Genomic DNA, 22,688 nt, shown 5'->3' with positions numbered 1-22,688 from the left:
TTACTTGAAATAGCCAACCCTACAAGACCCGAGATCAGAAAGGATCTGAGATGACTGACCAACAGAACACTGCAGCTAGCGAAGAAGAAACCGCACCGCAATTCTCCTTGCAGCGCATCTACGTACGCGACTTGTCCTTCGAAGCCCCGAAAAGCCCGGCGATCTTTCGCCAGCAGTGGGAGCCGAGCGTCGGTCTGGATCTGAACACTCGCCAGAAGGCTCTGGAAGGCGACTTCCACGAAGTTGTGCTGACTCTGTCGGTTACCGTGAAAAACGGTGAAGAAGTGGCGTTCATCGCTGAAGTGCAACAGGCCGGGATCTTCCTGATCAAGAACCTGGACGATGCTTCGATGAGCCACACCCTCGGCGCGTTCTGCCCGAACATCTTGTTCCCGTACGCTCGCGAAACCCTGGACAGCCTGGTGACCCGCGGTTCGTTCCCGGCCCTGATGCTGGCCCCGGTGAACTTCGACGCACTGTACGCACAAGAGCTGCAACGCATGCAGGCGGCTGGCGAGACTCCAACCGTGCAATAAAGAAGCTTCGTTTGCTCCATGAGAAAAGCGCCTTCAACGGGCGCTTTTTTCATGGAGCAAACGAAACCTTCGTGTAGGAGCTGCCGAAGGCTGCGATCTTTTGATTTTGATCGTTCCCACGCTCTGCGTGGGAATGCAGCCCGTGACGCTCCGCGTCACTGGACGCGGAGCGTCCCTTGAGGCATTCCCACGCAGAGCGTGGGAACGATCAGGTCTGCGGGTTACTTGAACCCGAGCTGGCGCCAGCCTTCATACACGGCGACGGCCACGGTGTTGGACAGGTTCAGGCTGCGGCAGCCTTCGCGCATGGGCAAACGCAGGCGTTGTTCGCTGGGCAGGGCGTCGAGCACTTCGGCCGGCAAGCCACGGCTTTCGGGGCCGAACAGGAAGGCATCGCCCTCGGCGAAACTGGCGTCATGAAATGGCCGCGAGCCCTTGGTGGTAAAGGCGAACAGCCGTGGATGGCCGAGGCTTTCCAGACAGCTGGCGAGGTCTGCGTGGCGTTGCAGGGTGGCATACTCATGGTAATCGAGGCCGGCCCGGCGCAGACGCTTGTCGTCCATCTCGAAGCCCAGCGGTTCGATCAAATGCAGGTGGCAGCCACTGTTGGCGCACAGCCTGATAACGTTGCCGGTATTCGGCGGAATTTCTGGTTGAAAAAGGATGACGTGAAACATGCACGGCTCCGAAGGTAAAGATGACGGGCATTCTACGCCGCCAAAGGACCCTCGTTCGAAACTATTCCCGCGAGTGATGGCTTCGCTGGCGATTGTCGGGCTGATGGTGGGCCTGATGATCGGTCGCCTGACCGCGCCCGACCCCAGCGTTTTAGAGCAAGTCGAAGTGACGAGCGATGGGCTGGTGGTATGGTTCAACAACGAACCCAGAACCCACGGCGAGCTGGTCGACGGCAGCGTGGCGCTTTTGTTCGAGGCTGAAGGCAAGGCGCAAAAAGGTCAGCTCAAGCTCAACGGCAGAGACGTGAACTGGCGAACGCGGTTGAGTGATGGGGGATTGTTGCTGACGGTGGTGGCGGCTCGGCCGCTGCTGGGCGAGTGGGCCGGTAGCGAGGTCGATGACCGCTGGCGGCTGGAGATCCATCTCCGAGAACAATAAAAGAGGGAATCCCCGGCCTGCCTGTACCAAGGTTCCCAAAACGGGAGGGCTCGCGCATTGCGGCGGGAGCCCGGTGTAAAGAGGGAATCCCCGGCCTGCCTGTACCAAGGACCCCAAAACGGGATGGGCTCGTCGCAGTAGCGGTATGAGCCCGGTGTAAAGAGGGGAATCCCCGGCCTGCCTGTACCAAGGTCCCCGAAACTGGGTAGTGAATCGAATCACTGATTGGACTATTGCAGGGTGCGTGCCAGTTTTTAACAGGTGGAAACAAAAAGCCGCTGAGCATCGCTAGAAGCCCCGTAATTAGGGGCTTCTGTGTTTCTGCGGTACGTTTTTTTTGCAGATGGAGGCGGGGTTTTGGATCGGCTTTTGTGCGCGATTGCGGGTCATGGTGCATTTAGGCGGTGCATGGTGGCCCTAAAAGCTTCGCGGGCAAGCCTCGCTCCTACAGGTTCAGCGTTGACCACCATTCGGGGTTCACACTGGACCTGTTGATCATTCCCACGCTCTGCGTGGGAATGCAGCCCGGGACGCTCCGCGTCCCTGCCGAAGCGGACGCATAGCGTCCACTGAGGCATTCCCACGCGGGAGCGTGGGAACGATCAGGTGAGGGGATTAACCCTCATCCCCTTCCTCATCATCCCCACCATCAACCTTCATCCCCAATTCCTTGATCTTGCGCGTCAAGGTATTGCGACCCCAACCCAGCAAAACGGCAGCGTCGCGGCGGCGGCCGGCGGTGTGTTTGAGGGCGGTTTCGATCATGATCCGTTCGAATGTCGGCACGGCACTGTCCAGCAGACTCGACTGACCGCGAGCCAGCGCCTGATCAGCCCATTGACGCAGCGCTTGCTCCCAGTTGGTCACCGGCGCCGAATCTTGCGGCAGGCTCAGCAGCTCTGGCGGCAGATCACTGATGTGCACTTCGCGACCCGAAGCCATCACCGTGATCCAGCGACAGGTGTTCTCTAGCTGACGCACGTTGCCTGGCCATGGCAGGTTCTTCAGGTATTCCTCGGTTTCGCTTTTCAGCAGCTTCGGTTCCACCGCCAGTTCTTGCGCGGCGCGGCTGAGGAAGTGCTTGGCCAGGGTCGGGATGTCTTCGCGACGGTCCGACATCCGTGGAATGTGAATGCGGATCACGTTGAGGCGGTGGAACAAGTCCTCACGGAATTTACCGGCATGCACCAGGGTTTCCAGATTCTGGTGAGTCGCGGCGATGATTCGTACATCGACCTTCACCGGCACATGGCCGCCTACGCGGTAAAATTCACCGTCCGCCAATACCCGCAGCAAGCGAGTCTGAGTGTCCGCCGGCATGTCACCGATTTCATCGAGAAACAGTGTGCCGCCGTCAGCCTGTTCAAAACGCCCACGACGCAGGTTGGCCGCGCCGGTGAATGCGCCTTTTTCATGGCCGAACAGTTCGGACTCCATCAGATCCTTGGGGATCGCCGCCATGTTCAGCGCAATAAACGGCGAGGCTGCCCGTGGGCTGTGACGGTGCAGGGCATGGGCCACCAGTTCTTTACCGGTACCCGATTCGCCGTTGATCAGCACGGTGATGTTGGAGTGGCTCAAGCGCCCGATGGCGCGAAACACTTCCTGCATCGCCGGTGCTTCGCCGATGATTTCCGGGGTGCGGGTCAAGGCGACCGGGACCTCCAGGCCTTGCTGTTCCTGAGCGTGCTGGTTGGCGCGTTTGACCAGCGACACTGCTTCGTCGACATCGAACGGCTTGGGCAGGTATTCGAACGCGCCGCCCTGATAGGACGCGACAGCGCTGTCCAGATCGGAGTGCGCGGTCATGATGATCACCGGCAGCCGTGGGTGTTGTTCGCGAATCCGTGCCAGAAGGTCCAGACCGCTGGCACCCGGCATGCGGATGTCGGAGATGATCACGTCCGGCTGCTGGCGCGCCAGGCGGCTCATCACGCCATCGGCGCTGTCGAAGCTTTGCGTGGTCATGCCTTCCTGCTGCAAGGCTTTTTCCAGGACCCAACGGATAGAACGGTCGTCATCGACGATCCACACGGTTTCACTACGGCTCATGTCGATGTGGCTCCTTGTTCCAGTGGCAGAAAGATCGAGAACGTGGTGTGGCCTGGATGGCTGTCACATTCGATCAGGCCCTGGTGCTGGCTGATGATGTTCTGGGTAATGGCCAAGCCGAGCCCGGTACCGTCCGGGCGACCGCTGACCATGGGGAAGAAAATGGTTTCTTGTAGCTCGGCGGGGATCCCCGGACCGTTGTCGATGATTTCGATCTTGGTCACCAGGCGATGGCGCACGTGGCCGATGGTGAACTGGCGCATGGCGCGGGTCCGCAAGCTGATACGGCCAAGGCGCAGCTCGTTCTGGCTGCTGATGGCCTGCATCGCGTTGCGCACGATGTTCAGGACGGCCTGAATCATCTGTTCACGATCAATCAAGACATCCGGAATGCTTGGGTCGTAGTCGCGCACCAAAGTGATGCAGCCCTGGCTTTCGGCTTCCACCAACTGACCCACGCGTTCCAGCACTTCATGGACGTTGCACATGGCCAGTGACGGCAATTTGTTGGAGCCGAGCATGCGATCCACCAGATTGCGCAGACGATCGGCTTCTTCAATGATGACGTTGGTGTAATCGCGCAGGCTTTCTTCCGGCAATTCACGGGCGAGCAACTGAGCCGCGCCGCGAATCCCGCCCAGCGGGTTTTTGATCTCGTGGGCGAGGCCGCGTACCAGCATCTTGCTGGTTTCTTGTTTTGACAGCTGTGCCTCTTCCTTGGTGATCCGCAATAAGCGGTCACGCGGGTGAACCTCCAGCAGCAGCAGCGTAGCGCCATTGCTCAGGATCGGTGTCACGGCGTAGTCGACGGTCAGGGTCTGGCCAGTGAGGGCGGTGAGCATCGCTTCGCGCTTGGTGAACGGGTGCGCCTGCTCGACTGCCTGGCGCAGGGAGTTCAGCGCCTCGGTGGATTCGGTGAACAACTCACTGATGAACTGGCCATGGCTACGCTGGCCGCTGATGGCCAGCAGCATCTCCGCCGCCGGGTTCATGTACTCAAGGCGCAGTTCGGCGTCGAGCAGAATGGTGGCGGTGGTCAGGTTGTCGAGTAGCAGGCGGTGTAGTGCGTCGCTAATGGTCATCAGGACCTCTTTTGGAGCAGGGCATGCGCATGAATAACGCGCCGATACGAGGAAAATGCAAAAACCAAACCAAGGCTCCGAAAAGAAGCGTTTAGAGCCTGAAACAGGCGTTTGACGCTCGTTTGCGTAGCGTTCTGCCAGCTTTCGCGGGTACTTTCGAACCAAAATGGGCTGGGATGTGAGTACTGTGCACTCTATTGCACCAATATAGTGCGCAAACCTGAACGAAGTAAAAAGACGCGCAGGGGAGGTAAGGTCAGCCCGTAGCAGCTGCCGAGCCTGCGAGGCTGCGTTCGGCTGCGAAGCAGTCGTGAATCCGGCTAATGCGGTCTGCCTGACGCACCGCAGTTTCTGATTTTACGACTGCTGCGCAGCCGAACGCAGCCTCGCGGGCTCGGCAGCTGCTACAAAGAGCTCGGCTGAGATTGCTTAACTGACCGGCATCAGCGCCAGAAGAAGCTTTGTTCTTCTTCGGGTTTGTCTTTGAGGGGGCATTCCGGTCGTTGGCCGTAGTCGGTGAGGATGCAGGGTTTGACCTGACGCTTCTGCGCGAGGGAAATGCGCTGCATGTGGAACGGTTGATTGGCCGTGCGTTCGACGGTACGGCCCTGTTCGTCGAGGATTTCCACCGACAGGTGATGGCTTCCGCGGTCGATGTTGCTCAGGGCGAACACCGGACTCGGGCCAGGCTCGGCGGTGGGTTGGCCATCCAGCAGCAGACGATAGCGATGACCCTGTTGCAAGCCGGGTTCGCTGGTAACGCTGACGATCAATTCACCGGCAGTGCTACGGATCGTGGCATCCGGGTCCGGCACCAGCACACGAAGCATGTCGTAATGAAACAGTGGTTTGGTTTTCGTGGCTGTCATTGGTGCGGCGCCGCTCGGGTTGGCCGACATTCGATTGCTGGTCGCCAGTGGTACACGCTTGGCATTACGGGTGCCCGGCTGATCAGTGAAGACCCGATTGCCCTGGGCGTCGATGTAGGTGAAAACCTCGGCCATTGCCGGCAGGCTGATCAGGCACGCGACCAACAGCCAGAACCTCAAGGCTTATGCACCCGTTGCACGGTGAAAGTCACGGTGGGGCTCTGCTGCACGACGTTTTGCCCATCGATCACCTGAACTGCGAGGCGATGTTTGCCACGGTCGATGTTCACCAGTTGCAGAATCGGGACGTTGCTCAATTGACCGTAGGGTTGATCGTCCAGTAACAGCCGCAATCGATGAGAGCCTTGCAGGCGCGGCTGGATCAATACGCCAACCGTGAACGTGCCGTTGTTGGCGCGCAAGGCTTCTTCGGTGGGCAGCCCGGTCAGCTCCAGCACTTGATAGGCGCTGTTGGGCTGTTCACGGCTACTGGATTGCGCAGGCGCTACAGGCTCGCGCGGCGGTTGAATCTCGACGCTGTTGAGCGGTGGCAGCTCCACCGGCTGAGCCTTTACGCCATCGGGTGGTTGATTGCTGTAGGCGGTGTTGCCGTTGGCGTCGGTGTACTTGTAGATCTGCGCGGCGGCGGGCAGGGCGATCAGCACAAGCAGGCATAACAACAATGAGCGCATTGCAGGCTTCCATTGGCCGTCGGGCAAGTGTCCGGCCCTGTTCCGTTCATGGCGACTAAGCGCTGAGCATAGAGCACTTCAGCGCATATCGGCAGGTCGGCTCAACGGCTGGCGCTGCACAACTCGGCGCTGGCGCGTACCTGGGCAAGCTCGCGCAATGGCGCATGGTCACCGGTTTTATTGGCCTTGGCCAGCCAGGACGGGCACTGCGGGTCGTTGCGATAAGGGCTGAAATCGGCCAGTTGTTGCAGCAGGCGTTTTTGTAACTGATCAAGTTGTGGGCGGATCTGCCCGACGAGATCGGGGCGAGGATCGTTGGGCGCCTTGCCTTGCGCATGCCAGTCAGACAGGTGCGCGTATTGCACCAGTTTGTTGGCCTCGATCTGCGCCGAGAAAAATTGTTCGACGGCTTCGTTGCTCAGTTTATAGGCGGGTGCCAGGGCGACAGCGCCAGCAATGACTTCGCGCTCGCGCTGACGGTCTTCGACCGGTTTGCCGCTGTCCCATTTGCTCAGCGCGACCTGATCGGCAATTGCCAGGCGTTCTTCGATGGTGCCAAGCAGCGGGGCGAGGGCGGCAGGTGCCGGGCTGGCAAAAGCGCTGTTGGTCAGCAGGGCTGTGAGCAGGGCAAGGCATGGGCGTAGGCGCATGGGGCATCTCGGCTTTATCGGATGAAGGCCATGATGCACGCAACCGGGCATCTGATGACAGACAGTCGCCCATAAAAAAGGCCTCCCGAAGGAGGCCTCTCTTTTGTCACGCCGCGTAGCGCGGCGCTACCGGATCAGCAGCTGTAGTACAGCTCATATTCCAGTGGGTGTACGAAGGTACGAACCTTGATTTCTTCTTCGCTTTTCAGGGCGATGTAAGCGTCGATGAAGTCGTCGCTGAAAACGCCGCCTTTGGTCAGGAACGCACGACCTTTGTCCAGCTCTTCCAGGGCTTCTTTCAGGCTGCCGCAAACTTGTGGGATCTCTTTCGCCTCTTCAGGCGGCAGGTCGTACAGGTTTTTGTCAGCTGCGTCGCCAGGGTGGATCTTGTTCTGGATGCCGTCCAGGCCAGCCATCAACAGTGCAGCGAAGCCCAGGTACGGGTTAGCTGCCGGATCCGGGAAGCGAGCTTCGATACGGCGAGCGCGAGGGCTGGACACGTAAGGAATACGGATCGAAGCCGAACGGTTACGAGCCGAGTAAGCCAGCATCACTGGAGCTTCGAAACCTGGGACCAGACGCTTGTAGGAGTTGGTCGACGGGTTGGTGAAGCCGTTCAGCGCCTTACCGTGCTTGATGATGCCGCCGATGAAGTACAGGGCGGTATCGGACAGGCCGGCATAGCCTTCGCCAGCGAAGGTGTTCTTGCCATCTTTGGCGATGGACAGGTGAACGTGCATGCCCGAACCGTTGTCGCCGTACAGAGGCTTAGGCATGAAGGTCGCGGTGCGGCCATATGCGTCAGCAACGTTGTGTACGCAGTACTTCAGGGTTTGAACTTCGTCAGCCTTGGCAACCAGGGTGTTGAACTTCACGCCGATTTCGTTCTGACCGGCAGTCGCCACTTCGTGGTGGTGAACTTCGATGACCAGGCCCATTTCTTCCATGGCGTTGCACATGGAGGTACGGATTTCGTGGTCGTGGTCGAACGGCGGAACCGGGAAGTAGCCGCCTTTGACGCCTGGACGGTGGCCTTTGTTGCCGCCTTCCACGTCCTGGTCGGACATCCACGAACCTTGTTCGGAGAAGATTTTGAACATCGAACCGGAGATGTCGGACTTGAACTTCACTTCGTCGAAGATGAAGAATTCAGGCTCTGGACCCACGAATACGGTGTCGCCGATACCGGTCGACTTCAGGTATTCCTCGGCACGCTTGGCGATCGCGCGTGGGTCACGGTCGTAGCCTTGCATGGTCGAAGGCTCGATCACGTCGCAAACCAGGATCAGGGTCGGCTCTTCGGTGAACGGGTCGAGAACGGCAGTGCTGTCGTCCGGCATCAGGATCATGTCGGAAGCTTCGATGCCTTTCCAGCCAGCGATGGAGGAACCGTCGAACATTTTGCCTTCTTCGAAGAAAGCTTCATCCAGCCCATCGCGAGCCGGCATGGTCACGTGGTGCTGAGTGCCTTTGGTGTCCGTGAAGCGCAGATCAATCCACTTGACGTCATGATCTTTGATGAGTTGAACCGACTTCGACATAGTGTCCTCCGGGTGGCTTCGGGCTTAGTAGTGGATGCCCTTAGAATGTGGGTGATGCCGGCGCGAATACTCTGCCAAGGCAACCTGCCTCACAAGGGAGCAAATTGCATGCCAGTGCCCCACCATGGGTTTTTTGCCCCAATATCACGCTTATAAAGGTGCAAAGCCTCGAAAAGCGCCAAACCTCGCCCTGTAATGTAGCGTTGAAATCCATAAATGACCTGTTTTGGTGCGCGTAAAACCTTCTGCACATTAACTGGTTAAACCTTGAGCAATTTCCGCTATAATCCGCGCCCCCCTTTTTCGGCTGGCCCAGCGCGCGCTGTTTTCATGAAACTAATCGTAAAAGTCTTCCCCGAGATCACCATCAAGAGCCGCCCGGTACGGATGCGTTTCATCCGCCAGTTGGCCAAAAACATCCGTACCGTGCTCCGCGATCTGGATCCGGCTGTGGTGGTGAATGGTGTGTGGGACAATCTCGAGCTGGAAACCCGCGTCAGCGAGCCGAAAGCCCTGAAGGAGATGACCGAGCGCCTGAGCTGCATGCCGGGCATCGCGCATTTCCTGCAGGTCGATGAATACCCGTTGGGCGACTTCGACGACATCGTCGCCAAGTGCAAACAGCATTTCGGTGATGCCCTGGCCGGGAAGATTTTTTCGGTGCGCTGCAAGCGTGCCGGGAAGCACGAATTCAGCTCCATGGACGTCGAGAAATACGTCGGCAGCCAACTGCGTCGTCAGTGCGGCGCCGCCGGAATCTCGCTCAAAGAGCCTGAAATCGAAGTTCGCATCGAAATTCGCGACAAACGGTTGTTCGTGATCCACAGCCAGCACAACAGCATCGGCGGTTATCCGCTGGGTGCTCTGGAGCAGACGCTTGTACTGATGTCCGGTGGCTTCGATTCCACCGTCGCCGCCTACCAGATCATGCGCCGCGGGTTGATGAGCCATTTCTGCTTCTTCAATCTGGGCGGACGTGCCCACGAACTGGGCGTCATGGAAGTCGCGCACTTCATCTGGAAGAAGTACGGCAGCTCCCAACGCGTGTTATTTGTCAGTGTGCCGTTCGAGGAAGTACTGGGAGAAATTCTCGGGAAAGTCGATAACAGTCATATGGGTGTAGTTTTGAAGCGTATGATGTTGCGCGCTGCTTCCCGTATTGCCGATCGGCTGGAGATCGAAGCGCTGGTCACCGGCGAAGCGATTTCCCAGGTGTCGAGCCAGACGTTGCCGAACCTGTCCGTGATCGACTGCGTGACTGACAAGCTGGTCTTGCGCCCGCTGATCGCCAGTCACAAGCAGGACATCATCGACCTGGCCAACGAAATCGGCACTGCCGATTTCGCCAAGCACATGCCGGAATACTGCGGGGTCATCTCGGTGAACCCAAAGACCCACGCCAAGCGTCCACGCGTGGAGCATGAAGAGAAAGAATTCGACATGGCGGTGCTCGAGCGTGCGCTCGAGAACGCCAAACTGGTGCCGATCGATCGCGTGATCGACGAATTGGGCCAGGATTTGCAGATCGAAGAAGTCAGCGAAGCACTGGCGGGCCAGATCATCATCGACATCCGTCACCCGGATGCCGCTGAAGACGAGCCGCTGGAACTCGCTGGCATTGAGGTGCAGACAATGCCGTTTTATGCATTGAACGCTCGTTTCAAGGAACTGGACCCTACTCGCCAGTACCTGTTGTATTGCGACAAAGGCGTGATGAGTCGCCTGCATGCCCACCATTTGCTCAGTGAGGGGCATGCCAATGTGCGCGTTTATCGACCGAGCTAAGTGCCCGGGGCTGTTTGCCTGTGGCCTGCGTCACCGGCCCCCCGACGCCGCCGTCAAGCTGTAACGGCAAGGCCTGACTCTACTGTAAATCGCTGCCAAGACTTGTCAGCACACCGAATCCTCTGATCGAGATACACAAGTGATCGAAAATCTACGCAACATCGCCATCATTGCTCACGTTGACCATGGTAAAACCACCCTGGTAGACAAACTCTTGCGTCAATCCGGCACCCTGGAGCGCAACGAGCTCAACGACGAGCGCGTGATGGACTCCAACGACCAGGAGAAAGAGCGCGGTATTACCATTCTGGCGAAAAACACCGCCATCAACTGGAACGGCTACCACATCAACATCGTGGACACCCCGGGCCACGCCGACTTCGGCGGCGAAGTTGAACGCGTAATGTCGATGGTTGACTCCGTTCTGCTGCTGGTTGACGCTCAAGACGGCCCTATGCCGCAAACCCGTTTCGTGACCAAGAAGGCTTTCGAAGCCGGCCTGCGTCCAATCGTGGTGATCAACAAGGTTGACCGTCCAGGCGCGCGTCCGGACTGGGTTCTGGATCAGATCTTCGACCTGTTCGACAACCTCGGTGCCACCGAAGAACAGCTGGACTTCAAAGTCGTCTACGCCTCGGCCCTGAACGGCATTGCCGGTCTGGAACACACCGACATGGCTGAAGACATGACTCCGCTGTACCAGTCGATCGTCGACAACGTACCTGCGCCGAAAGTCGACCGTGACGGTCCGTTCCAGATGCAAATCTCCGCTCTGGACTACAACAGCTTCCTGGGTGTTATCGGCGTAGGCCGTATCGCTCGTGGTCGCATCAAGCCGAACACTCCGGTTGTCGCTATCGACGCCGACGGCAAGAAGCGTAACGGTCGTATCCTGAAGCTGATGGGTCACCACGGCTTGCACCGCATCGACGTTGAAGAAGCAGCTGCCGGCGACATCGTCTGCATCAGCGGCTTCGACCAGTTGTTCATCTCCGACACTCTGTGCGACCCACTGAACGTCGAAGCGATGAAGCCGCTGACCGTTGACGAGCCAACCGTTTCCATGACCTTCCAGGTAAACGACTCGCCTTTCTGCGGTAAAGAAGGCAAGTTCGTCACCAGCCGTAACATCAAGGAACGTCTGGACAAAGAACTGCTCTACAACGTTGCTCTGCGCGTCGAAGAAGGCGACACCGCCGACAAGTTCAAAGTCTCCGGCCGTGGTGAGCTGCACCTCTCGGTACTGATCGAAACCATGCGTCGCGAAGGCTTCGAAATGGGTGTTGGTCGTCCGGAAGTAATCATCCGCATGGTTGACGGCGTCAAGCACGAACCGTACGAAAACGTGACCATCGACCTGCCAGAAGAATCGCAAGGTTCGATCATGGAACAGATCGGTATCCGTAAAGGCGACCTGACCAACATGGTTCCGGATGGCAAGGGCCGTGTGCGCCTTGAGTACAACATCCCCGCTCGTGGCTTGATCGGTTTCCGTAACGAGTTCCTGACCCTGACCTCCGGTGCAGGCATCCTGACCTCGATCTTCGACCGTTACGACGTGATGAAGTCCGGCGACATGTCCGGCCGTCAGAACGGCGTGCTGGTTTCGGTTGCTACCGGTAAGGCTCTGACTTACTCGCTGGAAACCCTGCAAGCTCGCGGCAAACTGTTCCTGGGTCACGGTGAAGACGTGTACGAAGGTCAAATCGTCGGCATCAACAGCCGCGACAACGACCTGGGCGTCAACCCAACCAAAGGCAAGAAGCTCGACAACATGCGTGCTTCGGGTAAAGACGAAACCATCGCTCTGGTTCCGCCTATCCGCTTCACTCTGGAGCAGGCTCTGGAATTCGTTCAAGAAGACGAATTGTGCGAAGTCACTCCTAAGTCCATCCGTCTTCGCAAGAAGATCCTGGGCGAAAGCGAGCGTACCCGCGCTGCCAAGAAAGCTGGTAACTGAGTTTCGACTTAGTTAGCGCTTAAAGAAACGCCCCCGACCGCAAGGTCGGGGGCGTTTTTGTTTGTCTGGCTGTAGCAGCTGCCGAGCCTGCGAGGCTGCGTTCGGCTGCGCAGCAGTCGTGAAATCAAACGCTGCGGTGCATCATTTCGACCTTATTCCCCGGACTGCGGCTGCTCTGCAGCCGAACGCAGCCTCGCTAGGGCTCGACAGCTGCTACGGGGATTGAGGCGTCTTTAAAATTTTTCCAGAGTGCGACGGCTATTGCTGCTCTCGCGCACCACTTCTTTGGGCTTGTACGCGCAGTACCCCGGCCGCGGTCCGATCTTCGGGTGGTTGCGGCAGGTATCCGGGCGCTTATCATAAATAGTGCACAGACGGCTCTTGCGATCCAGGTACAGGCAATCGTTGTTGCTCATGCGCTGAAGGGTGAAGATCTCGGACTTCTGGTTGTAGCGCTCGACGATCCCTTCCTTCTGCAAACGCTTGGCGATGTTCTTCGGCGGATCGCCACGCTCGAACTCATCGACGATGCCGATACGGATCAGATCCTTGATCTTGACCTCGACCGGCAAGGTGCAGCAGCTGGACACGCAGGAACCGCACATCGGGGCAGAGTACTTGGCCCAGGTATCGAGGCGATCAATCTCCGCGGCGGCGATCAGGTTGGGCTTCATCATCGGTTGTTACCAGCGTGTGCATCAGGGCGCGGGATCATACCGGGACTGGTGGATTTTTGAACAACCTTTCGCCAGATTTTTTCGCTGGGCGCAAAATAACCCCTGTGACCGGCACGGCCCCTGCATTGTTTCTGGCACGCGACAACGTAATGTCGATCTATCTCGCACTAACAGGGAAAACTGCCGAACCAGAGTCTCAATGGTCTGTCAGACCGACTAGGCTCAGACAACTTCACGCTCGCTCGAGGTCCTATCGATGACTCAAGAACCACTTGTTCGCGAAGCAGAGGTGGCCGCATTCCGCGACGCCGTCTTGACCAAGCTTACCTACGCGGTGGGCAAAGACCCGGATCACGCCTTCGACCACGACTGGTTCGAAGCCATCGCCCTGGCGGCGCGCGATCACATGGTCGAGCACTGGATGGACCACACCCGGCAGATCTACCGCAAAGGCCAGAAACGGGTTTATTACCTCTCCCTTGAATTCCTCATCGGCCGCTTGCTCTACGACAGCCTGAGCAACCTCGGCCTGCTCGATGTGGCCCGCGAAGCCATGACCGAACTTGGCGTCGACATCGAACGCATACGTCTGCTGGAGCCCGATGCGGCATTGGGCAACGGAGGCCTCGGGCGTCTGGCGGCGTGCTTCCTGGAAAGCATGTCGACCCTGGGCATCGCTGGCCATGGTTACGGTATTCGTTACGAGCACGGTTTGTTCCGCCAGGCCATCGTTGACGGTTGGCAGCAGGAGCAGACCGAACACTGGCTGGATTTCGGTAACCCGTGGGAGTTCGAACGGCCAGAAGTCGCCTACCCGATCGGTTTCGGCGGCAGTGTCGAAACCGTGACCGATGAGAACGGCAAATCCAGGCAAGTCTGGTCCCCGGCGGAAACCGTGCGGGCCATTGCCTATGACACCCCGGTGGTCGGTTGGCAAGGCGCGAGTGTCAACACGCTGCGATTGTGGCGTGCCCGGGCCATGGAAGATTTGCACCTGGAGCGCTTTAACGCTGGCGACCACTTGGGCGCGGTCGCCGAAGTGGCCCGGGCCGAAAGTATCTCCCGCGTGCTCTACCCGGCGGACAGCACCGATGCCGGCCAGGAACTGCGCCTGCGTCAGGAATACTTCTTCGTTGCCGCGTCCCTGCAGGATTTGCTGCGCCGCCATCGCAACATGCACACCTCGGTGCTGACCCTGGGCGACCACGCGGCGATTCAACTCAACGATACTCACCCCTCGATCGCCGTGGCCGAGTTGATGCGTCAGTTGGTCGACGTTTATGACGTGGCGTGGGATGCGGCTTGGCAAGTTACGGTCGACACGCTGTCGTACACCAACCACACGCTGTTGCCGGAGGCGCTGGAAACCTGGCCGGTCGGTTTGATGGAGCGGATGCTGCCACGGCACATGCAGATCATTTATTTGATCAACGCCCAGCACATCGACTCATTGCGGGCCAAGGGTGTTCACGATTTCGACGTGTTGCGTGCAGTGTCGCTGATCGAGGAGGACAACGGTCGTCGCGTGCGCATGGGCAACCTGGCATTCCTTGGTTCTCATAGCGTCAACGGCGTGTCCGGCCTGCACACGCAGCTGATGCGCAGCACGGTGTTTTCCGAGTTGCATAAACTCTATCCGGAGCGGATCAACAACAAGACCAACGGCATCACCTTCCGCCGCTGGCTCTATCAGGCCAACCCCGGGCTGACCTCGATGATGGTCGACGCCCTCGGCCCGGATCTGCTGGATAACCCCGAAGAGCGCCTGATAGGGCTGGAACCATTCGCCGAGAAACCTGCATTCCGTAAACAGTTCGCCGAGCAGCGGCTGCACAGTAAAAAAGCCCTGGCGTACCTGATTCATGAACGGTTGGGGATCGCGATCAATCCGGCGGCGATGTTCGACGTACAGGTCAAACGGATCCACGAATACAAGCGTCAGTTGCTCAACCTGCTGCACACCGTCGCGCTGTACCAGGCGATTCGTGCCGAACCGGAAATCGACTGGGTGCCGCGGGTGAAAATCTTCGCTGGCAAAGCGGCGGCCAGTTATCACCAGGCCAAGTTGATCATCAAACTGACCAACGACATCGCCCGGGTGGTCAACAATGACCCGACCGTGCGTGGTTTGCTCAAAGTGGTGTTCTTGCCCAACTACAACGTCAGCCTGGCCGAAAGCATCATTCCGGCGGCGGATTTGTCGGAACAGATCTCCACCGCCGGCTTCGAAGCCTCAGGCACCAGCAACATGAAGTTCGGCCTCAACGGCGCGCTGACCATCGGCACGCTGGATGGGGCCAACGTGGAGATGAGCGAGCGCATTGGTGTCGAACACATGTTCATCTTCGGCCTTAGCGCCGAGCAAGTGGAGGCGCGCAAGTCCAACCATGAGTTCAACGCGGCACCGGACATTGCCGCTTCCCATCGACTCAACGATGTGTTGCAAGCGATTCGCGGCGGGGTGTTCTCACCGGACGATCTGTCCCGCTATACCACGCTGATCGATTCGCTGGTGGACTATGACCGCTTCCTGGTCTGCGCCGATTTCGACGCTTACTGGAACGCTCAGATACGCGTCGAGGCTCATTGGCACGACTCCAAAGAGTGGTGGCGCTCGGCGGTATTGAGCAGCGCGCGGATGGGCTGGTTCTCATCCGACAGGACCATTCGCGAGTACGCCACGGATATCTGGAAAGCATTGGAGTAAGTCTTCGACCGGCTCGATATACTGGCGCGCCGGAAAAGATCGCAGCCTTCGGCAGCTCCTACGGTCAGCGTTCACCTAACATTGTGGTGAACGCGGTCGTTGTAGGAGCTGCCGAAGGCTGCGATCTTTGCTGTACGGGCTGCGCTAATCTTTCTGGATTGGCCAATGCGCTTAGGGATATCGACCATGCAATGGATGTTCATGCTGATTGGGCTGCTGCTGGGCTGGCTACTCGATGAGTCGTTCAGCGGGGCGCTGTTGGGCGCTTTGCTCGGGCTGGGTATTGGCCAAGCCATCCGCATTGGCCGCTTGAGTACCCAAACCGCCGAACAGCGGCGCTTACTCGATCAGGCGCAGGTTGCGCTGAATGCGCTCGAGCAGCGACTGGCCTTACTGGAAGTGTCGGGCGTAAAAACACCTGAAGCCACTGAGCCTGCCGCCATCGAACCCGTTCCATCCCCTGAAATCATTCTCGAGCAAGCCCCTGTCGCAGCCCCGGAATTGATCTGGGAGCTGCCGCCCGAACTCGAACCCATCACGCCGGCCGCCACCGAAGCCAGTCGTCCGCCGCCCGCGGATGCCTGGAAACCCGAACCGGTCGCCCGCGAACCACAGCAACCGGCAGCGCCGCGCGGCCCGAACTTCATCGATCGGGCTATCAGCGGCGCGCGCAACTGGCTGTTCGGCGGCAATACCGTGCTGCGGGTCGGCGTGGTGCTGTTGTTCCTCGGTCTGGCCTTCCTGTTGCGTTATGCCACCGAAGGCATGGTGGTGCCGGTCGAGTTGCGTTACGCCGGTGTCGCGGCGGCGGCCTTGGGTTTGCTCGCACTGGGCTGGTTGCTGCGACTGCGCAACAGCAATTACGCGCTGATGCTGCAAGGCACCGGGATTGCGGTGTTGTACCTGACAGTATTTGCCGCGATGCGTCTGCATCCGTTGCTCGACCCCACGGCTGCACTGGGGCTGCTGGTGGTGGTAACGGTGTTCTCGGCAATTCTCGCCATTACCCAAAACGCCTTAGGCTTGGCCGCCGCAGCCGCCTTGGGCGGTTTCGCCGCACCGATCCTCACTTCCACCGGCGCCGGCAACCATGTCGCGCTGTTCAGCTACTTTGCCTTGCTCAACGCCGGCATTCTCGCCATCGCGTGGTTCAAGGCGTGGCGGTTGCTCAACCTGATCGGTTTTGTCGGCACCTTCGGCATCGGGTTGGCGTGGGGCCTGCGTTCCTATACACCGGAATTGCTGTGGAGCACCGAGCCATTCCTGATTCTGTTTTTCCTGATGTATCTGGCCATCGGCCTGTTGTTCGCTCGGCGCAAGCTGCTGGAAATGAGCGATGCACCCGAGGACGACAGCCGCGAGGCACTGCTGCACTGGTCAGCGCGCAAAGGTGATCACGTCGACGGAACGATGCTGTTCGGCCCGCCGCTGGTGGGCTTCGGTTTGCAGTTCGCGCTGGTGGAGCATCTGGAATTTGCCGCCGCTTTCAGCGCCTTGGCGCTGGGCATGATTTACATGGGGTTGGCCCGGTGGCTGGCGGGCGGTCGAGCACTGTTGTTGGCGGAAACCTGTCTGGCGCTCGGGGTGATTTTCGCCAGTCTGGCGATCCCCTTGGGACTCGATGCGCGTTGGACCGCGGCTGCCTGGGCGGTGGAAGGCGCGGGGATTTTCTGGCTCGGCCTGCGTCAACAACGACCGCTGGCGCGAGCCTTTGCCTTGCTGCTGCAACTGGGCTCGGCACTGGCGTTTCTCAGTGAGCTGCGGATCGGCGAGAACAGCCTGCTCGATGGCGCGCCGCTGGGAGCGTTGATGCTCGGCGTGGCGCTGCTGTTCAGCTTTTACCAATTGCGCAAAGCGTTGCCCGAACAGGCCTCAAAGTGGGAACGCCAAGGGCTGCCGGTGCTGGCTTGCCTGGGGCTGACGTTCCTTTATCTGCTGGCGCCGCTGTTCTTCTTCACTCACGGCACGGCGATCAGTTGGGCGCTGGCCGGATTGGCGACGCTGTTCGTCGGCCTGCGCCTGCAATCGCGAACCTTCCTGTTCACCGCGTTCGCCGTGCAACTGCTCGGCGGTGCGTTGTTCCTGCTGCGGCTGCAAGGGGCGGGTGGTGAGTCTGCCGCGGTGTTCAGCGCCGGTTGGAGCGGTTTGCTCAGCGCGTCACTGATCGGACTGGCGTTGATCGCCGGTATGTTGCTGGCGGCCCGCGACGAAATGGTGCGCAGCGACGTGCGTTTGCTGCGGGGCTTGTCAGTGGTGTTGCTGGCCGGTCTGGTGCTGATCAACCTCGCCGTGCTGTTCGTGTTGCCGTGGCAAACCGCGAGCGCGGTGTGGGCCGCCAGTGGTTTGTTCATCATCTGGCTGAGCCTGTACCTGAAGCAGCGCGTGAGTTTTGTCTTTGGTCTGCTGTTGCAGGTGATCGGCGGCGCTGCGTTCCTGTTCGCCGGGCCGGACCTGCTCGGCCCGCTACTCAACGAAGGGTTGCGGCCGCTGGCGCATAGCGGCTTCTGGACGCCGCTGGTGTTGGGGCTGGCTGCATTCGGCGGGGCCTGGCGTTTACAGCTCGGCAACCATGCTTCGGCCTTCGATGGGTTGAGCCTGCAGCGTTTGTCCGAAGTGTTGCTGGTGTGGGGCGCGGGTTGGTGGGCGCTGGCGTGGGTCAGTGAAGTGCTGCGCTTTGCGCCGTCGAATCTGCAAGCCACCTTGTTGCTGGCCGTCGCTGCTGTGAGTGTCGCGCTGTGGACGTTGTTGGCGTTGCGCCTGAAGTGGTCGTCGCTGGGCTTGCTCTGCACCTTGCTGATTCCCGCCGCCGGTCTGGTGCTGCTCGCCGCTTGGCATTCGCGTTATCACCCGGCCGCCAACTTCGGCTGGCTGGTTTGGGCCGCGGTATTCGTCGTGCATTTCATCTCACTGCGACGCTTGGCGGCGATGCTGCCCGCCAACGCCCTGAGCACCGCCCATGTACTCGGCTGCTGGCTGTTGATCGGCGTGTTGGCCTTGGAGCTGCGTTACGGTCTGCTGCTGTTGTCGGAACAGTACAACGCCTGGCGCTGGTTGGGCTGGGCAATTCTGCCGAGCCTGTATCTGGTGCTGATGGCCGCGCCGCGTGCGTGGCCATGGCCGGTATCGGAGTATCCCCGCGAGTATCGGCTCTATGCCGCTGCGCCATTGGCGTTGTTGATGCTCGGCTGGTTCTGGCTGGCGAACATCGCCAGTGACGGTACTGCTGAGCCGTTGCCGTATGTGCCACTGATCAACCCGTTGGAGCTGGGTCTGTTGTTTGCCTTGTTCGGCGTTTACGTCTGGTCTCGCAGCGCCGTGACGCAACTGGCGATACGCAAGGAGTACGCCGATAACGCCACGCAAGTGATTGCCGGGGTTTCGCTGTTCGTCTTCTTCACTGCGCTGGTGATGCGCGCGGCTCACCACTGGGGTGGCGTGCCGTACGCGCTGGACCTGCTGCTTGGGTCGATGCTGGTGCAGGCCGGCCTGTCCATCGTCTGGACCCTGATGGCCCTGAGTCTGATGATCGGTGGGCATCTGCGTCATCGCCGCGAAGTCTGGCTGATCGGCGCGGCGCTGATAGGGCTGGTGGTCGCCAAACTGTTCTTCGTTGAATTGAGTAACCGCGGCGGGCTCGCGCGGATCGTGTCGTTTATCGGCGTTGGTGTGTTGCTGTTGGTGGTGGGCTATTTTGCTCCGTTGCCGCCCAAGCGTGCCGAGGCTGTGCCGGATGTTGAAAAACCGGCCCCTGAAACCGAAGGAGTGTCGTCTTGAGTCAGAAGCTGAACCTGGGCTGGTGGGGGGCTGTGGTGTTGGGTGTGACACTGTCGGTCGGCGCGCAGGAAAAACCGGCGGACTTTGCCGCGCAGATGCCGTTGTCGGTAAGTGGCGAGGGCCCGTGGTATCGCCTGGAGTTGCCCTTGGACGTGCAGCTGAAAGCGCGGCAAACCGATCTCAGCGATCTACGCGTGTTCAACGCCGCTGGTGAGCCTCAGGCTTATGCCTTGGCCAGAGAACCCGGGCAGACCCGCGAAAACCGCATGCTTCACGACGTGAAGTGGTTCCCGTTGTACAACTCAGCGGATGCCACCGAACGCGCGCCAAGTGTGCGGGTGCAATCGAACACCAACGGCACGTTGATCGAAGTGCAGCCGTCCAGCCAGTTGGAGGCAGGCGAAGAAGAGCTGCGCGGCTGGTTACTCGATGCCAGTCGAATCAAGGCGCCATTGCAGCAATTGATCCTCGATTGGACCAGCGATCGCGACGGTTTTCAGCGCTTCAGCATTGAAGCCAGCGACGATTTGCAGCATTGGCAGTCGTGGGGCGAAGGGCAAGTGGCGCGTCTGACGTTTGCCGATGAACGGGTCGAGCAACATGAAGTTGGGCTGCCGGGGCAATCGGCGCGCTACCTGCGCTTGCTGTGGAGTTCACCGCAATCGGCACCGGTGCTGACGTCGGCGCAACTGGAAAGCACCAACCCACGCACCTTGCCGCTGCCGTTGGTCTGGTCGCAACCATTGGCCGGCACCAGCGTGAAGGCCGGTGAGTACGTCTGGCAATTGCCGATGGGGTTGAACGTCCAGCGCTTGCAGATCGAGCTGAATCAACCCAACAGCCTGGCACCGGTGACATTGTCGGGTCGCCGGGAAACCAGCTTGCCATGGCAAACGCTGACCAGCGGTTTGCTCTACCGCTTGACCCAGAACAGCCAGGAGGTGGTGCAGAACGAATTGCAGCTGCCAGGCCAGACCGTGCAGCAATTGAAGCTGACAGTGGATGAGCGCGGCGGTGGCCTGGGCGCCGAAGCGCCGACCGTCCGATTTGCCGTGCGCTCCACACAACTGGTGTTCCTGGCGCGCGGGGCCGGGCCTTATACGCTGGCGCTGGGGAGTGCGACGGTGAAGGCGGCGAGCTTGCCATTGTCGACGCTGATACCGGATTACAGCGCTGCAAAGCTGGCGGCGTTGGGCAAGGCGACGGTGGAGGGTGGGGTCGTGGTGACTCCGGCGGCGACCGTGCCAACGGTGGCGGACACGAACTGGAAGAAATTCGGGTTGTGGGCGGTGCTGTTGCTCAGCGTGCTGTTTTTGGGGGCCATGGCGTTCAGCTTGTTGCGCAAGCCTGCGGCCAAATCCTGAGGATGGCTGGCGCTGCGCGCCATTCGCGGGCAAGCCTCGCTCCTACAGGTAATCCACCAACCCTGTAGGAGCGAGGCTTGCCCGCGAAGGCGTCCTTCCGGCCACCAAAAATATTGAAACTGTCGCCAATCACGGCCCCATTTCGAACTACGCTCAACCCCGCACATGAACTCTATTGGGTGTATCACGTCTGATAGGAGGAAATGCGCCCCGACTCGCGTTAAACTGCGCGGGTTTTTAGCCCCCCATTCCACCGGAGCCTTCCATGTCCCGCGTTACCTTGAGTCGCTATTTGATTGAGCAGACCCGCAGCAACAACACTCCTGCCGATCTGCGCTTCCTGATCGAAGTGGTGGCGCGTGCCTGCAAGGAAATCAGCCACGCCGTCTCCAAAGGCGCCCTGGGTGGCGTTCTGGGCAGCATGGGCACTGAAAACGTCCAGGGCGAAGTGCAGAAGAAGCTCGACGTGATCTCCAACGAAATCCTGCTCGAAGCCAACGAGTGGGGCGGTCACCTGGCCGGCATGGCGTCCGAAGAAATGGACAACGCCTACCAGATCCCGGGCAAATACCCGAAAGGCGCGTACCTGCTGGTATTCGACCCGCTGGACGGTTCGTCGAACATCGACATCAACGCCCCGGTCGGCACCATCTTCTCGGTACTGCGTTGCCCGAACGAATACCTGAGCCAGAACGAGCCGTTGAATGAAAAGGCTTTCCTGCAGCCAGGTACTCAGCAAGTGGCCGCCGGTTATGCCATCTATGGTCCACAGACCATGCTGATCCTGACCCTGGGTGACGGCGTGAAAGGTTTCACCCTGGACCGTGAAATGGGCAGCTTCGTCCTGACCCACGAAGACATCACCATTCCTGAAACCACCCAGGAATTTGCCATCAACGCGTCCAACCAGCGTCACTGGGAAGCTCCGGTACAGCGCTACGTGGGCGAATTACTGGCAGGCGAAGAAGGCCCGCTGAAAAAGAACTACAACATGCGTTGGGTCGCCGCGATGGTGGCGGATGTACACCGCATCCTGACCCGCGGCGGTCTGTTCATGTACCCACGCGACAGCCGCGAGCCGTCGAAGCCGGGCAAACTGCGCCTGATGTATGAAGCCAACCCGATGTCGTTCCTGGTCGAACAAGCCGGCGGCGCCTCCACCGACGGTCACCAGCGCATCCTCGACATCCAGCCGGAAGGCCTGCACCAGCGTGTTGCGGTGTTCCTCGGTTCGAAAGAAGAAGTTGTCCGCGTCACGGCTTACCACAAGGAATAAACCATGACCGCGCCTTGGCAGCCGTTGCTCGAATGGTGGTTCGGATCTTTCGAATCCCCCAACGAAATAGCGGCTGACAAGGGCAAGTTATGGTTCGGCAAGCGCGACAGCCAGGACCTCGAAGCGCGGATGCGTTTCGGGGATCTGGTCGAGCAGGCACTGGCCGGCGGATTGACTGAATGGGTGCAATGCCCTGAAGGTTGGCTGGCCCTGGTGCTGCTGCTCGATCAACTGCCGCGAATGATCTTTCGCGATACCCCCAAATCCTTTTCAGGCGATCTCAGGGCTCAGGCACTGGTAGCGCAAGGCATTGCCGCGGATTTCGATCGGCAACTGCGACCGATCCAGCGAGTGTTTATCTATCTGGTGTTCGAGCACTGCGAAAACCTGGCGGTGCAGAACGAAGCGGTTTCGCGGTTTCTTGATCTGGTTGAACAGCAACCAGAGGCGGATCGGGCGGTGTTTGCCGACAACCTGGATTATGCCGAGCGGCATCAAAAGATCATTGCGCGGTTTGGGCGGTTTCCCCATCGCAATGCGGTGCTGGGACGCGAATCTACGGCTGAGGAAATTGAGTTTTTGAGTGGGCCGGGATCGCGGTTCTGAT

Annotated in this window: 17 protein-coding genes; 9 read left to right on the top strand and 8 right to left on the bottom strand. The window is 59.6% G+C overall.

Annotated features, from left to right (window positions below):
- The first annotated feature begins 50 nt into the window (after positions 1 to 50).
- A complete protein-coding gene (gene secB / locus NHU87_RS07585; protein ID WP_007897410.1) occupies positions 51 to 536 on the top strand; it encodes a protein-export chaperone SecB in 486 nt (161 codons plus the stop codon).
- 221 nt (positions 537 to 757) lie between these two features.
- Here secB and NHU87_RS07580 read toward each other — a convergent pair whose 3' ends face one another.
- Positions 758 to 1,213, bottom strand: a complete 456-nt coding sequence (locus NHU87_RS07580) for a tRNA (cytidine(34)-2'-O)-methyltransferase (protein WP_008068783.1) — start codon at positions 1,211 to 1,213, stop codon at positions 758 to 760.
- On the opposite strand from NHU87_RS07580, the gene NHU87_RS07575 reads away from it, so the two are divergent.
- Positions 1,212 to 1,652, top strand: coding sequence for a hypothetical protein (locus NHU87_RS07575; protein WP_253547079.1), 441 nt, complete (start codon positions 1,212 to 1,214; stop codon positions 1,650 to 1,652). The two genes, NHU87_RS07580 and NHU87_RS07575, sit on opposite strands and share 2 nt — an antisense overlap.
- A gap of 615 nt (positions 1,653 to 2,267) precedes the next feature.
- On the opposite strand, the gene ntrC is transcribed toward NHU87_RS07575, so the two are convergent.
- The 6 genes from ntrC to glnA form a co-directional block, all read right to left on the bottom strand.
- Positions 2,268 to 3,704 carry a nitrogen regulation protein NR(I) gene (ntrC, locus tag NHU87_RS07570; RefSeq protein WP_253547077.1) on the bottom strand — a complete coding sequence of 479 codons (1,437 nt, stop codon included), beginning with the start codon at positions 3,702 to 3,704 and terminating at the stop codon, positions 2,268 to 2,270.
- Complete coding sequence (gene glnL / locus NHU87_RS07565; protein ID WP_038978561.1) at positions 3,701 to 4,786, bottom strand: nitrogen regulation protein NR(II); 1,086 nt, start codon at positions 4,784 to 4,786, stop codon at positions 3,701 to 3,703. The genes ntrC and glnL overlap by 4 nt, the downstream gene beginning before the upstream one ends.
- Positions 4,787 to 5,229: 443 nt before the next feature.
- Positions 5,230 to 5,835 (bottom strand): DUF4124 domain-containing protein, encoded by a 606-nt coding sequence (locus NHU87_RS07560; RefSeq protein ID WP_253547075.1) that lies wholly within the window; start codon positions 5,833 to 5,835, stop codon positions 5,230 to 5,232.
- Positions 5,832 to 6,347: a DUF4124 domain-containing protein gene (locus tag NHU87_RS07555; RefSeq protein WP_253547073.1), complete on the bottom strand. Its 516-nt coding sequence runs from the start codon at positions 6,345 to 6,347 to the stop codon at positions 5,832 to 5,834. The genes NHU87_RS07560 and NHU87_RS07555 overlap by 4 nt, the downstream gene beginning before the upstream one ends.
- Positions 6,348 to 6,448: 101 nt before the next feature.
- Positions 6,449 to 6,997: a chorismate mutase gene (locus NHU87_RS07550; RefSeq protein WP_253547071.1), complete on the bottom strand. Its 549-nt coding sequence runs from the start codon at positions 6,995 to 6,997 to the stop codon at positions 6,449 to 6,451.
- A 134-nt stretch (positions 6,998 to 7,131) separates the two neighbouring features.
- Positions 7,132 to 8,538 carry a glutamate--ammonia ligase gene (gene glnA, locus NHU87_RS07545; protein WP_007907861.1) on the bottom strand — a complete coding sequence of 469 codons (1,407 nt, stop codon included), beginning with the start codon at positions 8,536 to 8,538 and terminating at the stop codon, positions 7,132 to 7,134.
- A gap of 330 nt (positions 8,539 to 8,868) precedes the next feature.
- Between glnA and thiI the strand changes: the two genes are divergently transcribed.
- Positions 8,869 to 10,323, top strand: coding sequence for a tRNA uracil 4-sulfurtransferase ThiI (thiI, locus tag NHU87_RS07540; RefSeq protein WP_008005335.1), 1,455 nt, complete (start codon positions 8,869 to 8,871; stop codon positions 10,321 to 10,323).
- Positions 10,324 to 10,462: 139 nt separating this feature from the next.
- Complete coding sequence (gene typA, locus NHU87_RS07535) at positions 10,463 to 12,283, top strand: translational GTPase TypA (RefSeq protein ID WP_007907857.1); 1,821 nt, start codon at positions 10,463 to 10,465, stop codon at positions 12,281 to 12,283.
- A 233-nt stretch (positions 12,284 to 12,516) separates the two neighbouring features.
- Here the strand turns inward: typA and NHU87_RS07530 are convergent, their stop codons facing one another.
- Complete coding sequence (locus NHU87_RS07530; protein WP_237883772.1) at positions 12,517 to 12,957, bottom strand: YkgJ family cysteine cluster protein; 441 nt, start codon at positions 12,955 to 12,957, stop codon at positions 12,517 to 12,519.
- A gap of 259 nt (positions 12,958 to 13,216) precedes the next feature.
- Between NHU87_RS07530 and NHU87_RS07525 the strand changes: the two genes are divergently transcribed.
- The 5 genes from NHU87_RS07525 to NHU87_RS07505 all read left to right on the top strand — a co-directional run bounded on the left by NHU87_RS07525 (position 13,217) and on the right by NHU87_RS07505 (position 22,687).
- Positions 13,217 to 15,667, top strand: coding sequence for a glycogen/starch/alpha-glucan phosphorylase (locus tag NHU87_RS07525; RefSeq protein ID WP_253547069.1), 2,451 nt, complete (start codon positions 13,217 to 13,219; stop codon positions 15,665 to 15,667).
- Positions 15,668 to 15,853: 186 nt separating this feature from the next.
- Complete coding sequence (locus tag NHU87_RS07520; protein ID WP_253547067.1) at positions 15,854 to 19,441, top strand: DUF2339 domain-containing protein; 3,588 nt, start codon at positions 15,854 to 15,856, stop codon at positions 19,439 to 19,441.
- Positions 19,438 to 20,805 carry a DUF3999 domain-containing protein gene (locus tag NHU87_RS07515; protein ID WP_253547065.1) on the top strand — a complete coding sequence of 456 codons (1,368 nt, stop codon included), beginning with the start codon at positions 19,438 to 19,440 and terminating at the stop codon, positions 20,803 to 20,805. The genes NHU87_RS07520 and NHU87_RS07515 overlap by 4 nt, the downstream gene beginning before the upstream one ends.
- Positions 20,806 to 21,070: 265 nt before the next feature.
- Positions 21,071 to 22,081, top strand: coding sequence for a class 1 fructose-bisphosphatase (locus NHU87_RS07510; protein WP_253547063.1), 1,011 nt, complete (start codon positions 21,071 to 21,073; stop codon positions 22,079 to 22,081).
- A gap of 3 nt (positions 22,082 to 22,084) precedes the next feature.
- Positions 22,085 to 22,687, top strand: a complete 603-nt coding sequence (locus NHU87_RS07505) for a DUF924 family protein (RefSeq protein ID WP_253547061.1) — start codon at positions 22,085 to 22,087, stop codon at positions 22,685 to 22,687.
- Position 22,688: the final 1 nt, after the last annotated feature.

It is taken from the genome of Pseudomonas mandelii (assembly GCF_024138395.1).
Classification (GTDB): Bacteria; Pseudomonadota; Gammaproteobacteria; order Pseudomonadales; family Pseudomonadaceae; genus Aquipseudomonas; species Aquipseudomonas mandelii_E.
This window is presented reverse-complemented; position numbering and strand designations above follow the sequence as displayed.